At 66.1% G+C, this 14,594-nt stretch carries 14 protein-coding genes; 4 read left to right on the forward strand and 10 right to left on the reverse strand.

The window, feature by feature from the left end; translation table 11 throughout:
* From GONAM_RS07790 to GONAM_RS07820, 7 genes are all read right to left on the reverse strand, one after another.
* Positions 1-1,224: an MCE family protein gene (locus GONAM_RS07790; protein WP_006866213.1), complete on the reverse strand. Its 1,224-nt coding sequence runs from the start codon at positions 1,222-1,224 to the stop codon at positions 1-3.
* Positions 1,221-2,279 (reverse strand): MCE family protein, encoded by a 1,059-nt coding sequence (locus GONAM_RS07795; RefSeq protein WP_006866214.1) that lies wholly within the window; start codon positions 2,277-2,279, stop codon positions 1,221-1,223. Before GONAM_RS07795 ends, GONAM_RS07790 begins: the two co-directional genes overlap by 4 nt.
* Positions 2,272-3,393, reverse strand: coding sequence for an MCE family protein (locus tag GONAM_RS07800; RefSeq protein WP_006866215.1), 1,122 nt, complete (start codon positions 3,391-3,393; stop codon positions 2,272-2,274). Before GONAM_RS07800 ends, GONAM_RS07795 begins: the two co-directional genes overlap by 8 nt.
* A 57-nt stretch (positions 3,394-3,450) precedes the next feature.
* On the reverse strand, positions 3,451-4,302 hold the full coding sequence (locus GONAM_RS07805; RefSeq protein ID WP_004022039.1) for an MlaE family ABC transporter permease: 852 nt from the start codon (positions 4,300-4,302) through the stop codon (positions 3,451-3,453).
* Between the two features lie 3 nt (positions 4,303-4,305).
* Positions 4,306-5,070: an MlaE family ABC transporter permease gene (locus GONAM_RS07810; RefSeq protein ID WP_005201556.1), complete on the reverse strand. Its 765-nt coding sequence runs from the start codon at positions 5,068-5,070 to the stop codon at positions 4,306-4,308.
* Positions 5,071-5,133: 63 nt separating this feature from the next.
* The gene (locus GONAM_RS07815) at positions 5,134-6,024 is read right to left on the reverse strand and encodes a 3-oxoacyl-ACP reductase (protein ID WP_006866216.1); all 891 of its coding nucleotides are present in this window, start codon (positions 6,022-6,024) and stop codon (positions 5,134-5,136) included.
* An 82-nt stretch (positions 6,025-6,106) separates the two neighbouring features.
* Positions 6,107-6,301: a ferredoxin gene (locus tag GONAM_RS07820; protein WP_006866217.1), complete on the reverse strand. Its 195-nt coding sequence runs from the start codon at positions 6,299-6,301 to the stop codon at positions 6,107-6,109.
* A 145-nt stretch (positions 6,302-6,446) separates the two neighbouring features.
* Here GONAM_RS07820 and GONAM_RS07825 point away from each other — a divergent pair, with 145 nt between their 5' ends.
* The 3 genes from GONAM_RS07825 to GONAM_RS07835 all read left to right on the forward strand — a co-directional run bounded on the left by GONAM_RS07825 (position 6,447) and on the right by GONAM_RS07835 (position 10,393).
* Positions 6,447-7,652, forward strand: coding sequence for an acyl-CoA dehydrogenase family protein (locus tag GONAM_RS07825; protein ID WP_006866218.1), 1,206 nt, complete (start codon positions 6,447-6,449; stop codon positions 7,650-7,652).
* 93 nt (positions 7,653-7,745) lie between these two features.
* Positions 7,746-8,867, forward strand: coding sequence for an acyl-CoA dehydrogenase family protein (locus GONAM_RS07830; RefSeq protein ID WP_006866219.1), 1,122 nt, complete (start codon positions 7,746-7,748; stop codon positions 8,865-8,867).
* Positions 8,864-10,393, forward strand: coding sequence for an AMP-binding protein (locus GONAM_RS07835; RefSeq protein ID WP_006866220.1), 1,530 nt, complete (start codon positions 8,864-8,866; stop codon positions 10,391-10,393). Before GONAM_RS07830 ends, GONAM_RS07835 begins: the two co-directional genes overlap by 4 nt.
* Positions 10,394-11,221: 828 nt before the next feature.
* Here GONAM_RS07835 and GONAM_RS22625 read toward each other — a convergent pair.
* Positions 11,222-11,407, reverse strand: coding sequence for a hypothetical protein (locus GONAM_RS22625; protein ID WP_006866222.1), 186 nt, complete (start codon positions 11,405-11,407; stop codon positions 11,222-11,224).
* 29 nt (positions 11,408-11,436) lie between these two features.
* On the opposite strand from GONAM_RS22625, the gene GONAM_RS07850 reads away from it, so the two are divergent.
* The gene (locus tag GONAM_RS07850) at positions 11,437-11,679 is read left to right on the forward strand and encodes a hypothetical protein (protein WP_006866223.1); all 243 of its coding nucleotides are present in this window, start codon (positions 11,437-11,439) and stop codon (positions 11,677-11,679) included.
* Positions 11,680-11,775: 96 nt separating this feature from the next.
* Here the strand turns inward: GONAM_RS07850 and GONAM_RS07855 are convergent, their stop codons facing one another.
* Complete coding sequence (locus GONAM_RS07855) at positions 11,776-12,915, reverse strand: NAD(P)H-dependent flavin oxidoreductase (RefSeq protein WP_006866224.1); 1,140 nt, start codon at positions 12,913-12,915, stop codon at positions 11,776-11,778.
* A 51-nt stretch (positions 12,916-12,966) separates the two neighbouring features.
* Complete coding sequence (locus tag GONAM_RS07860; protein ID WP_006866225.1) at positions 12,967-14,592, reverse strand: acyl-CoA synthetase; 1,626 nt, start codon at positions 14,590-14,592, stop codon at positions 12,967-12,969.
* Positions 14,593-14,594 lie beyond the last annotated feature (2 nt).

A 14,594-nucleotide genomic window follows, 5' to 3' on the forward strand; every position in this document is an offset into this window, starting at 1 on the left:
TCACCGTCCTCCTCTCGTGGTCGGTACCGGCTTGGGATAGGTCGGGGTCGGCAGCGGGCCGCGCGGGGTGTCGGTGTTGTCCGGCGGTCCCAGCTTGTAGTAGTCGGGGATCAGCGGGAAGCCCGAGTACATCAGCGACTGCCACAGCTGCGGGTACCGGCCGCGCAGCGCGTTGAGGAAGATCGCGGTGTAGTCGCCGAAGCTGTTGAGGCCCACCAGCGAATCGAAGTTCGGACCGGACGCGACGGCCTCGCCGAGAGTGTTGGCGAACGGGCCGAGACGGTCGATCGTCTCCTTCAGGTTCTTCTCGTTGTCGGTGAGGATCGTGGCCACCCGGTCGAACTTCTCCAGCACCGGAGTCAGCTGTTCGTTGTTCTCGGCGATGAAGCCGCGCAGCTGCGTGGTGACGTCGCCGATCCCCTTGATCAGCTGATTCAGTGCGTACCGGCGCATCTCGATCTCGCCGACGAGGGCGTTGGCATCGATGAGCAGGCGGTTGATCTGGTCATTGCGGTCCCCGACGATCTTGCTGACCTGGTTGGCCTTGGCCAGCAGCGCCCGCAGTTCGGCGTCGCGGTCGGCGACGGCCTTCGACAGGCGCGCAACACCGTTGACCGCGCCCTGCACCTGATCCGGGGTCTCGGAGAAGGTGACCGTCAGGGTCTTGAGTGCGGTGTTGAGCTGATCGGTGTCGGTGCCGGAGATCGTGTCCGTGGCACCTTCGAGCGCGTCCTGCAGTGAGTACGGCGCGATGGTGTTGCCCAGCGTGATCGATCCGCCCGGCTTGATGCGTTCGCCGCCGTGCGGGATGACCGTCAGGTTGCGACGACCCAGCACCGTCTCGGTGCGGATGGCGGCCTGTGTCTCGTCACCCATCTCGACGGTGTCGTCCATCCGGAAGGACACCTTCACCTTGGTGCCCTGGTCGGTGCCGGCGAGTTCGATGCCCTCGATCGTGCCGACCTGCACACCTGAGACCACGACGATGTCGCCCTTGGCGAGTCCGCCGGCGTCGTCGAAGTAGGCGCTGTAGGTGCTGATGGGTGCCAGGTACGGCAGCTTGTCCATCTGCATCGCGGTGATGACGACCATGGCGACGACCACGATGCCGATGATGCCCACCTGCGCGCGGCTGCGTCCGCCGTGCTTCTCCTCGCGCGCGATGTCGGCCTGTTCGGATTCGGTTCTGCGGCTCGAGAACATGCCGCCGAAGGGAAGACTCATGATCCGTCACACCTTCCGCCTGCGCGGGTGGTGTCACCCATGACGTTGTTCGAGGTGTAGAGAATCGTCTGGCCTCCGGGTGCGGGGAGCAGGATTCGCAGGCGGCAGAAGTAGATCTGCAGCCAGGCGCCGTAGGAACCGAGGTTCGACAGGACCTTGTAGTCCTCCGGAAGGCGCGAGATCAGGTTGCGGACGAACGGCTCGGCCGCCAGCAACTCCTCCGACACGCGGCCGGTGTTGGTGACCATCGACTGCAGTGTCGGACGGGTCGTCGACAGCAGATCCGAGAGACCGTTGGTGACCCGAGACGTCTGCGTGAGGGCGTTGCCGATCGTGCCCTTCTGCTCGGCCAGGCCGGTCACCAGCTGCTGCAGCAGGTCGACGCTGGTGTCGAGTCCCGCACGATCGCCGTCGAGCGTCGCGAGGGTGGTGTTCAGGTTGTCGATGACGTCGCCGATCAGCTGATCCCGGTCGGCGAGTGCATCGGTGAACGACGCGGTGTTGGACAGCAGGGTGTTCAGTGCCCCGCCCTGTCCCTGGAACACCGCGATCAGCGAGCTGGTGAGCGCGTTGACGTCGTCGGCGTTGAGCGTCCGGAACAGCGGCTTGAAACCACCGACGAGCTTGTCGAGGTCGAGAGCCGGTTCGGTCTGGGTGACCGGGATCTGCGCACCGTCGCCGAGGAAGGTCGAGGTGTCCCCGGTCCCCTGCTGCAGTTCGAGGTACCGGTCGCCGGTGAGATTCTCGTAACGGATCAGTGCCCGAACGGATTTCGGAAGCGGGTACTGCTCGTCGACGGAGAACGTGATCACGGCCTCGTTGTCGCGGTTGAGCTCGACGTCGCCGACGGCTCCGACCTCGACGCCGGCGATCTTGACCTTGCTGCCCGACTTCATCGCCGACGCACTGGTGAAGACTGCCGAGAACTCATTCGACGCCCCGGACCGGTAGCGGCTGAAGACCACGACCAGCGCGACGAACACCAGGATCATCACCACGGTGAACGCGCCCAGCTTGATGAGGGTTGCGCGGAAAGCGCGTGCGCGGTTATCCACGGGGCGGCTCCCCGAACAGGATCTGGAACAGCTTCTTCGAGTTCACCTTCGGCTTGGTCCTGGGTTGGTAGGGCTGCGGTGCGTTGTCGCTGACGTAGAACGGCGCATGCTCGGTGGTTCCCGGGTCGGAGAGGCCACCCGCGCAGGTGGGCGGTCCCTCGGCCGCGACCTTGGGCAGGTCGTACGGGTAGGCGTAGGGGTCCTTGCCCGGCAGCAGGCCTGCGTCGAGCATGAGCATGCCGTTGCGTCCGCCCATGAACGGTTTGGCGACCTCGCCGGCAATGGCCCCGGAGGTGAGGAAGCACTTGATGCCCGGAGAGTTGTAACCGAGCAGCGCGGCGATCGGATTGAGGTCCGACAGCGCACCGATGAGCGTCTTCTTGCTCGGTGCGATGACTCCGTCGATGGTGTTGGCCATCCCGGTCGCGTTGATCAGCAGCGCGTCGAGGTTGGACGTGTTGTCCACCAGCGTGTTCCCCACAGCGGTGAAGTTGTCGACGGTGCGCATCAGGTCGGGCATCGCGTCCGCGTAGACGTTGGTGACGGTGGCGCCCTCACGGAACAACCGGTTCAGCGCCGGCAGGTGCGGATTGGTCTTGCCCAGCAGCGTCGTCAGCTGCTCGAGGGCCACACCGATGTCCTCCCCTTGCCCCGACAACGCGGTGTCGACCGCGCCGAGCGTGGCGTTGAGCTTCTCCGGCTGCAGGTCGGCGAGCACCGAGACCAGCTGCTGGAAGACGGTGTTGAGTTCGACGACCACGCGGTCGGCCGGGATCTCCGCACCCGCGGTGAGCTCGCCCTCGGCTTCACCCGGCACGTAGAAGTTGACGGCCTTGGCGCCGAAGATGGTGTTGGACTTGATGTCGGCGACCACGTTGCCCGGGATCTTCGACATCGAATCGTTCGCTATGTCGAGGGTGAGGATCGCGTTGCCGCCCTGCTCGGTGATCTTGCCGACGCGTCCGACCTCGACCCCGCGCAGTTTGACCTTGGCGTCGGGGTTCATCACCAGACCGGCGCGGGGTGCGACCAGCGTGACCTGCTGGGTGCCCTTGAACGCGCCGAGGAACGATGCGCTGGCGCCGATGATCAGGAACAGCAGAACCGCGACCATGGCGACTGCCGCCAGGCGACGGGTGGTCCGTGTCCGTTCTTGTTTTCTGCTCATGGTTCAGCCCGCCAGGTTGAACTTGCCGTCCGCGCCGTAGATGGCGAGGGAGGTGAGGAGGGTGATGACGACGACCACGACCAGCGAGGCACGCACCGCGTTGCCCACCGCGACGCCGACGCCGACGGGACCGCCGGAGGCGTTGTAGCCGTAGTAGGTGTGGATGAGCATGACCGCCACCGCCATACAGATCGCCTGCACGAAGGACCACAGGATGTCCGACGGGATCAGGAAGGTGTCGAAGTAATGGTCGTACACACCCGGTGACTGTCCGTAGAGGAACACCGTCGCCGAGCGGCTCGCGAGGAACGAGGCGAGCGAGGCCAGCGCGTACAGCGGGATGATCGCGATCAGGCCGGCGATGATGCGGGTGCTGACCAGGTACGGGATCGAGGAGATGGCCATCGTCTCGAGGGCGTCGATCTCCTCCGACACCCGCATGGCGCCGAGCTGCGCGGTGGCACCGGCGCCGATGGTCGCCGCGAGGGCGATTCCGGAGATGACCGGCACCGCGATGCGCACGTTGATGAAGGCCGAGAAGAAGCCGGTGAGCGCCTCGACACCGATGTTGGCCAGCGAACTGTAGCCCTGGACGGCGATGGTGCCGCCGGTGAACAGCGTCAGGAAGCCGACGACCACGACGGTGCCGCCGATCATGGCGAGCGCGCCGGTGCCCATGGAAATCTCGGCGATGAGCCGCAGCGTCTCCTTCTTGTAGTGCTTGATCGCACGGGGGATCGACACGACGCTGTCCCAATAGAACAGTGCCTGGTCGCCGATCTGGTCCCAGTCCTCGCCGGCTCGTTTCACCGCGACGCGCGCGGTCCGGAAGCGTGTTGTGAAAGGAAGTACCATCGCTCAGCCCGCCGTCGCTTTGAGTCCGACCGCGGTGACGACGACGTTGACGACGAACAGCGCCATGAACGAGTACACGACGGTCTCGTTGACGGCGTCGCCCACACCCTTCGCGCCGCCCTTGACGTTGAGCCCCTGGTAGCAGCCGACCATGCCGGCGAAGAGGCCGAACAAGGCTGCCTTGACCATGGAGATCATCAGCTCACCGAAGCCGGTGAGCAACGTCAGGTTGGCCACGAAGGCGCCCGGGTTCACGTCCTGCAGATAGACGGAGAAGATGAAGCCGCCGCCGATACCGATGGTGCAGACCAGGCTGTTCAGCAGCAGCGCGACGCAGGTCGACGCCACGATGCGCGGCACGACGAGCCGGTGGATCGGGTTGATGCCGAGCACCTTCATCGCGTCGATCTCTTCGCGGATGGTGCGGGCGCCGAGGTCGGCGCAGATCGCGGTGGCACCCGCTCCCGCCACGATCAGCACCGTCACGATCGGGCCGATCTGGGTGATGGTGCCCAGGGCCGCGCCGGCGCCGGACAGATCCTGCGCGCCGATCTCGCGCAGCAGGATGTTCAGCGTGAAGCTGACGAGCACCGTGAACGGGATGGCGACGAGCAGCGTCGGCACCATCGAGACACGGGCAATCGCCCACGATTGTTCTACTGTTTCCCGCCACTGGAACGGACGATGGAACAACTCACGCGCCGATTCGACGCCGAGCGCCACGAAGTCGCCGATCCCCCCGAGGGGCGTGGCCAGTTTACTCAGCACCAGCGGACCCCCTTCACCCTCGAACCATCGCGAAACCTATCACGCAGAATCCCGACGAAACGCTCAGTTGACCAGAGCGCTTGCCGAGAAAGTGCGTCCGGGATCGCGATCGGCGAAGAAGCCCGTGAGGGTCTTGGCCAAGTCGTCGGAGTCCCAGGCATCGCCGTCGGCGGTGAACACCTCGTCGACCGTGGGTGCCGCCATGAGGGTGACCTTGGGGCCGTACACGACGAACACCTGACCGGTGACGCCGTCGGCCTCGGGTCCGGCGAGGTAGCTCACGAGCCGGACCACATGTGCTGGATCGAGCGGATCGACGCCGTCGGTGGGCGCGTCTCCGAAGACGTCCGCGGTCATCGCGGTCCGCGCACGCGGGCAGATCGCGTTGGCGCGGACGCCGTAACGCTTGAGTGCTCGCGATGCGGACAGCGTGAGCGCGGTGATGCCGGCCTTGGCGGCACCGTAGTTGGCCTGCCCCTCGGGGCCGAGCAGCCCGGCCTCCGAGGAGGTGTTGATGATCCGGCCGTAGACCGGTCCACCAGCGGCCTTCGACGCCGCACGCCAGTGCGACGCCGCATTGCGGTTGAGCAGGAAGTGGCCACGCAGGTGAACGCGGATGACCAGATCCCACTCGTCGTCGGTCATGTTGAACAGCATCTTGTCGCGGACCACGCCCGCGTTGTTCACGACGATGTCGAGCGAACCGAGCTGTTCGGTCGCCGCGGCCATGATGGCACTCGCGGTGGACGAATCGCTGATGTCACCTCCGACGGCGATCGCGCGGCCGCCGGCCGACGTGATCGTGTCGATGACATCGCTCGAATCAAGCGCTGCCGGAAGGTCATTCACCACGACCGTGGCACCTTCCGCGGCGAGGCCGATGGCCTCCGCCCGACCGAGACCTGCACCTGCACCGGTGACGACCGCGACGCGCCCGTCCAACGAGTTACCCACCCGACATTCCTCCTGAGCTGAAACTAGAACCTGTTCTAGCATGATTCCCGGTCGGATGGAACCGAACGGGAGTTCAGCTCAGTCAGTCCTCCTCGACCGAGAGTGCGGACTTGGGACAGTTGGCCGCCACCTGTCGCAGTTCCTCGACACGGTCCGCAGGGATCTCTTCTTGGAGAATGACCAGGTAATCGTCATCGTCCAGGTCGAAGAAGTCCGGTGCCATCCCCACACAGATGGCATTGGACTCGCAAAGGTCGAAATCTGCCTTGATACGCATCAGAACCTTCTCCTCACCGGCTCGTCGCCTGTTGACGGGGCTGCCAGAACAGGTTAGAACGTGTTTCAGAAACTAGACGAGCCTTACCCCCATAACTTGACCACAAGCGGGGTCCGGACGCTAGCCACAGACCCATGGAGTTTCGATGCGAATCGCCTATACCGATCAACAGTCCGAGCTCCGGCGGGAGCTCCGCGCGTACTTCTCGAACCTGATGACCGAGGACCGCCGGGCCGCCCTGTCCGGCGGTGACGGTGGCGAACTCGGTGAGGGCGACGCCTACCGCGACGTCGTCGAACAGATGGGCGCCGACGGTTGGCTCGCCTTGGGCTGGCCCACCGAGTTCGGCGGTCAGAACCGTTCGATGATGGATCAGCTGATCTTCACCGACGAGGCCGCCATCGCTGGTGCGCCGGTCCCGTTCCTCACCATCAACTCCGTGGCGCCGACGATCATGCACTACGGCACCGACGAGCAGAAGTCCTTCTTCCTGCCGCGCATCGCCGCAGGTAAGTTGCACTTCTCCATCGGCTACTCCGAGCCGGGCGCCGGTACCGATCTCGCCGCACTGCGCACCACCGCGGTCCTCGACGGCGACGACTACGTGATCAACGGCCAGAAGATGTGGACCAGCCTGGTCCCCTACGCCGACTACATCTGGCTCGCCTGCCGCACCGATCCGTCGACGCTGCAGGAAGGCGGCAAAAAGCACAAGGGCATCTCGGTGCTCATCGTGCCGACCACCGCCGAGGGCTTCAGCTACACGCCGGTGCACACGATGTCCGGCGTCGACACCAGCGCCACCTACTACCAGGACGTGCGGGTACCGACGTCCTCGGTGGTCGGCGAGGTCGGCGGCGGCTGGCCGCTGGTCACCAACCAGCTCAACAACGAGCGGGTCGCCCTGTGCAGCGCCGCGCCGATCCAGACCGCCCTGCGCGAGACGATCGCCTGGGCCCAGCAGACCAAGACCGGCGACGGTCAGCGCGTCATCGACGCCCCGTGGGTCCAGCAGAACCTGGCCCGGGTGCACGCGAAGGTCGAGTTCCTCAAGCTCATCAACTGGAAGATCGCCTCGGCGGCCAGCTCCGGCGGCGCACCGTCGCCGGCCGACGCCTCGGCCACCAAGGTGTACGGCACCGAGTTCGCCACCGAGGCCTACCGCCTGCTCATGGAGGTCGTCGGCCCGGCCGCGACGCTGCGTGCCGGCAGCCCCGGCGCGCACATCAACGGTCGCCTCGAACGCTTCCAGCGCACCTCGCTGATCCTCACCTTCGGTGGCGGCACCAATGAGATCCAGCGCGACATCATCGCCATGCTCGCCCTCGGCCTGCCGCACCAGCGTCGCTGATCCCTTCCGCTCGCTGGTTGAGTAGCCCGGAGCGAGCGCAGCGAGCACACGGCGTATCGACACCCCTCAGACCCTGAACATGGAGACGCAACCATGGACTTCTCCCTTCCCGAATCCGGTGACGACGTCCGCGGCCTGGCCCGCGACATCGCCACCTCCGTCAGCACGCCCGAACGCGTCGCCGACCTCGAAGCCGGCCGCGCGCCGATCGACTCGGACCTCTGGCAGCAACTCGGCACCGCCGGCTTGCTGGGGCTCGAACTGTCGTCGGAGGCCGTCGGCGATGCCGGTGGCGACCTGAGCGTCATCGAGAACACCCTCGTCGCAACCGAACTCGGTCGCGTGCTGGCGCGGGTGCCGTTCGGTCAGCACGCGGTGGCGGCGCTGCCCGTGATCGCCGCGCACGGCTCGTCCGGTCTTCGCGACCGGGTGCTGGCCTCCGCCGCCGCGGGCGATCTCGTCGTGTCGGTGGCCATCGAGGAGGACCTGGGTTCGCCGGCCGACTCCCCCATCACCAAGCTCTCTTCCGACGGTTCGCGCCTGTCCGGTGTCAAGATGAATGTGCCCTACGCCGAGGCCGCTGATCTGTTGCTGGTCAACGCAACCGGACCCGACGGCATCGTCGTGGTGGCGGTTCCCACCAGCGCGGACGGCATCCGGATCACCGCCACCCCGGCGACCGGATTGATCCCTACTGCGGAGGTCGAATTCGACGACGTGCCGGTCGATTCCGACGACGTGCTGGCGGGTTCGGACGTGGCCGACGCGCTGCGCGTCCGGGCCACGCTGGCGTGCAGCGCCGAGCAGACGGGCGTCGTCGAACGCGCGCTGGAGCTGACCGCCGAATACGCCCGCGAGCGTGAGCAGTTCGGGCGTGCCATCGGCTCGTTCCAGGCCGTCGCCCAGCGTCTGGCCGACGGGTACATCGATGCCCAGGGTCTCGCCCTGACCACCACGCAGGCGGCCTGGCTACTGGCCAACTCGGACAATGCCGCCGAGATCCACAACGCGATCGCCACCGCCAAGTTCTGGGCCGCCGAGGCCGGCCATCGGGTCGCGCACACGACGGTGCACGTCCACGGCGGCGTCGGCCTCGACACCAGCCATCCGGTTCATCGGTATTTCCTGCGCGCCAAGCACAACGAGTTCGCCTACGGTTCGGCGACCGCGTCGGTGCGCGCCATCGGCACCGAGTTGGCCGCCACCCCGGCGTGAGCGTTCCGGGCACCGTGACCCAGCGGTCCACGGTCGCCGGCCTGCTGGCCGACCTGTCCGAGGTGACCGATCGTGGTGTGCACTTCGAGGAGTCGTTCACACCCTGGGCGCGGCACCTACATGACGCCGCGGTCCGGGCCGGCGTCCTGCTCGACTGGCTGTCATCCGACCGGCCTCCGCACGTCGGTGTACTGCTCTCCAACACAGCAGAATTCGCTGCACTGTTCGCCGCCGCGGCACGGCATGGCTTCGTCCTCGTCGGATTGAACACCACCCGGCGAGGTACCGCGCTCGCTGCCGACGTCGCACGCGCCGACTGCCAGATCGTGCTGTACGGCAACGACACCCGCGAACTGCTGACCGACGTCGACCTCAGCGACGTCCGTGCCGTCGACATCGACGGTCCGGAGTGGTCGGCCGCGGTTGCGTCCGGTTCAGCAGCACCGGTCGTGGACGCCGCGCCAGACGATCTGCTGATGCTGATCTTCACGTCGGGAACCACCGGCGACCCGAAGGCCGTGCGCTGCACACATCGCACCTTCGCGGTCAGCGGCCCGATGCTCGCCGAGCGTTTCGAGATCGGCGCCGACGACGTCGTGTACCTGTCGATGCCGATGTTCCACTCGAACGCGATGATCGCCGGGTGGAGTGTCGCGGTCGCGGGCGGAGCGTCGATCGCGTTGCGCCGCAGCTTCTCTGCGCGCGGCTTCGTCGCCGATCTCCACCGCTACGGCGTGACCTACGCGAACTACGTCGGCAAGCCGCTGAACTACATCCTCGCCACCGACCCGCATCCCGACGACGCGTCGAGTTCGTTGCGGATCATGTACGGCAACGAGGCGTCGGCGGTGGACCGGCAGCGCTTCGCCGAGCGGTTCGGTTGCCGGGTCGTCGACGGTTTCGGTTCCACCGAGGGCGGTGTCGCCATCACCCGCACGCCGGACACTCCCCACGACGCGCTGGGTCCCCTGCGTGAACCGACGGCCGTCGTCGACGTCGAGTCCGGAGAACCCGTGCCGCCCGGCGTGATCGGTGAGATCGTGAACACCTCCGGCCCCGGTTTGTTCGCCGGCTATTACAACGACCCCGACGCCACCGCCGAGCGCATGAGCGGCGGTGTCTACCACACCGGCGACCTCGCCTGGGTCGATGACGACGGCTATCTGCACTTCGCCGGGCGCCTCGGCGACTGGCTCCGCGTCGACGGTGAGAACCTCGGCACCGGCCCTATCGAGCGGATCCTGCTCCGCCATGCCGAGATTCGCCAAGTTGCGGTCCACGGTATCCCGGTGGAGATCGGCGACGAGATCGAGGCGGTGCTCGTCGCGGATTCCGTCCTGCACCCAGACGACTTCGCCGAGTTCCTCTCCGCGCAGGACGATCTCGGTCCCAAGCAGTGGCCGCACCGCGTGCGGATCGTCGACTCGCTCCCGGAGACGGCCACGTTCAAGACGGTGAAGCGATTGCTGGCCGCCGACCCCACCCCGCCGACCTGGCGGCGTGACGGTCGCATCTATCGCCCCTGACACAAACCCACCCCTTTTCCGTAAACCCGCCCGACGTCGATGGGGCGTGTCTACGGAAAAGGGGTGGGTCTATCGGACGCCTCGGCCCGCGATCCTGCCGCTGCATGTGGATCGTTCCCCAGCGAACCCATTGGTCACCGCTAGTGTGTGAACGACATAGACGAGGGCTAAACGCCAGGACTGCGTTGTGCGTGCTAGCTTCGACCGGAACATCCGGGGGGAGATGATGTCAGAACTAATCGTAGAGGCGCCGTCGCTGGTTTCGGTCGCCACCCAGATTCACGGTTGTGCTACCCGCATCGGCGACCTCAGCCTCAATGCTCGCCTCGGAACCAGCTTTATGACCCAAACGTTCAGCACACTCGCTGACTCTTTCCGAGGCGCGACTGACGACATGTCAGGTATCGCTGAGCACGGTGATCGTCAGATCCAAAGCTCCTTGTCGAATGCCTCCAATGCTGTATCGGCATTCGCAGAGCTGGTGATGGCATGCCGAGACACCACCGTCGAAACGGATCAGAGTAGCGAGAAGCTCATCCGCGACGCGGTCGCGTACCCCGCACGTGTCGGACCTGCGACGGACCACCCGGTTCCGCTGCCAATCCTGATGGACGTTCAACGAGGGCGCCACTTTAGCGATGCCGCCTAGCTACAACGAAGTCACATCATGGAAGCCCTCGAACCTCGTCTCCATCGCGAACGGGATATTCGCGCTTAAGGCGAGCCTCGACCTGGAAGCACCTCTCGCCGGGAACCCAGTCCTTAACCTCACCCCGGCGGAATGGACAGGCCAGGCCCGAGGGCCAGCTGATTCGAGAGCAGAATCGATCACGCGGCCATCCTCATGGTCGCGATTTTCGTTGCGCCCCATGTCTTCGATCCCCCGTCGGCTACTGTCACCCGTTCCGTCGTCGTCGCCGCCGCTCTTGTCGTCGCGTTCTTGCTCTTGATCGGCGGCAGTTCTGCACGCCGTTGGTCGGCGGTAATCGCTATGGCCGCATGCGTCAGCGGCATCGTCCTGATTCCTTTAGGAGCCTAGCGAAATGGATAAACGCTTTTTCGGCCCGGCAACCCCGTTCGCGGCGATTGCGGCACTAGCCGTTTCGATGCTCGCTTACGCACTGCTGTGGGGGCTCGGACTCGTTCTCGTCGTTCTACTCCTCGTCATCGGCGTAGTCGGAACGGTCGCCCATGGACGAACGCGCCAGGTGTGCACCGGCATCGCGACCGGGGCCCTGGTCTTCATCGCCGGCTTCGCAATAGTAGGCGTCTTCTTCTTGAACTAGGCGTGCGCGCTGGTCCACAAGAAAACCCACCCCTTTTCGTCAGGATCACCACCCGTGAGCTGGGTTTGCCGAAAAGGGGTGGGTTTGTGGAGCGGGTCAGCTGTGTAGCGTCTTGTTCATCCGGCCGACGGCCTCCTCGTACTCGCTGACGAGGTCGGCGATGAGGTCGGCGACCGGGGTGATCGCGTTGCAGCGTCCGACGATCTGGCCTGCCGGCATGGCGACGACGTCGGGGTTGTCGGCCGCGGAGATGCGGGCGTGCGCCTCCGCGACGAGCAAGTTCTGCAACGGCATCGGCAGTGGCTCGGGGGCGTTCTCGGCGTCCCAGGCGTCGGTCCAGGCGGTCTTCAGCAGACGGGCCGGCTTGCCAGAGTAGATACGACGACGCACCGTGTCCCGCGAAGTCGCCTTGAGCAGTGCCTGCTGCACGGTCGACGGCTTGTCCGAACCCTCGGGCACGCCGAGCTTGTACTCCGCGGCGGTCAGCCAGTATGTCCCCATCCACACACCCTGTGCGCCGAGCGCGATGGCGGCGGCGATCTGGCGGCCGCTGCCCACGCCGCCGGCGGCGAGCACCGGGGCGGAGTCGCCGACCGCGTCGACGAGTTCGGGCCACAGGATCATCGAGGTGACCTCGCCGGTGTGGCCGCCTCCCTCGTAACCCTGCGCGATGACGATGTCGACACCGGCCTCGACATGGTGCAGCGCATGGTCTTTCGCGCCCGCAAGAGCCGCGACGAGCACGCCGTTGTCGTGCGCGGTCTGGATGACGTCTGACGGCGGCGAGCCGAGGGCGTTCGCGATCAGCTTGATCTGCCCGTACTTGCGACGATGCTCCATCGCGACGTCGACGTGCGAGCGGGCCACCGAGTGCAGCCAGCCCAGCACACCCGAGTTCACGCGTTCCTCACCGGGCAGCGGCGGGACACCGAGGTCGTCGAGGGTGCGCTCGACGAACGCGCGGTGCTCCGGCGGGATCATCGAATCCAGGTCGACCTTCGAACCCTCGGTGGGGATCTTGGCGGGCATCACGATGTCGACGCCGAAGGGCTTGCCGTCGGTGTTCTCGTGCATCCACTCGAGGACCTCGTCGAGTTCCTCGGCCTCGTTGAACCGCACGCAGCCGAGCACGCCGAGTCCGCCGGCCCGGCTGATCGCCGCAGCGACGTCCTGACTCGGGGTGAACCCGAAGATCGGGTACTCGATGCCGAACTTGTCGGCGAGTTCTGTACGCATTCTGTTTCTTCTCGTTTCCGGCGCTCTACAGCGCCTCTGTCACCTTTGGCTCTACAGCGCTTCGTCGGCGGGTCGATCGGCGGTGACCGACGCCCCCCAGCGGTAATCGGGTTTTCCAGCGGGCGAACGCTTGATCTCGTCGACGAACCAGACACTGCGCGGGCACTTGTAGCCGGCCAGTTCCTTGCGGACGACGTCGTTGAGACTCTCCAGGGTGGGTCGGGCTCCGTCGCGGGCGGCGATCACCGCGGCGACGCGCTGACCCCAGCGGTCGTCGGCCACACCGACCACGACGGTGTCGAAAACGTCGGGATGCGCCTTGAGCGCGCCCTCGACCTCCTCCGGGAAGACCTTCTCGCCACCGGTGTTGATCGACACCGAGCCGCGGCCGAGCATCGTGATGCTGCCGTCGGCCTCGAGCACGGCGTTGTCGCCCGGCAGCGAGTAACGCACGCCGTTGAAGACCTTGAACGTCTTCGCCGACTTCTCCGGGTCGTTGTGATAGCGCAGGGGCACATGGCCGGACCGTGCCAACACCCCGACCTCGCCGCTGCCCGGTTCCACCGGCGTGCCGTCCTCGCGGAGGACGTGGGTCTCGCTGTCGGCGTTCACGCGCGGGCCGCCGGTGTGCGGCGTGCCCTTCGCGACGATGCCCAGACCACCGAAGCCGGTTTCCGACGAGCCGATCGCGTCGACGATCACCGCGTTCGGGAATCGTTCTAGGAACTGCTCTTTCACGCTCGGCGAGAACAGACACGCGGACGAGGCGATGGACACGACACTCGACAGGTCGTACTCCTTGCCCTGCCCGAGAGCCTCGACCATGGGGCGACCCATGGCATCTCCGGTGATGAACACGACGTTGACCTTGTGGCGTTCGACGATCTCCCAGGCCGACGATCCGCTGAACTCGGGGTACACCACGGCTTTTCCGCCCGCGAACAGCGACTGGAAGATCGCCCACTGCGAGCCGCCGTGGATGAACGGCGGGATCGGGTACCGGACCAGCTGGCCACCTTCGGCGCCGGTCTTCGCGAGGTGCCACTCGTCGGGGATGGGTTCGCTGGTGTACCAGTCGATTCCACCACCAAGGACGCGCCACACGTCCTCCTGGCGCCAGACGACCCCCTTCGGTTTCCCGGTGGTGCCGCCGGTGTAGAGCATGTACAGGTCGTCGTTCGACCGCTCCTCGAAGTCGCGTTCCGACGACGACTCGGCAATGGCGTCCTCATAGCGGATCGCCTCGCCGTGCACGTCGCAGCACAGGTCCTCCGACGTCCCGTCCTCGATGGCGATGCGGGACTCGATGGAGGGCGATTTCGGTAACGTGTTGCACACGCGCGACGAGTAGCGGCGCTCGTGGATCAGGACCTTCATCCCGGAGTCGGTGAAGATGTGCTCGAGTTCGGCCTCGACGTAGCGGTAGTTCACGTTCACCATGACCGCCCGGGCCTTGAAGATCGCGATCATCGCCTCGACCGACTCGATGGTGTTTCTGCTGTACAGACCCACCCGGTCGCCGGGCTGCACACCCAGCTCGCGGAGCTTGTGGGCGAGCGCGTTGGATCGCGCCTCGAGCTCCGCATATGTCCGGCTGCGGTCGCCGGATTCCAGCGCGACGCGCTCGGGAACCAGGTCGACGGCATGCTCGATGAGATCGGCGATCGTATAGGCCATGG

Source organism: Gordonia namibiensis NBRC 108229, from assembly GCF_000298235.1.
GTDB lineage: Bacteria > Actinomycetota > Actinomycetes > Mycobacteriales > Mycobacteriaceae > Gordonia > Gordonia namibiensis.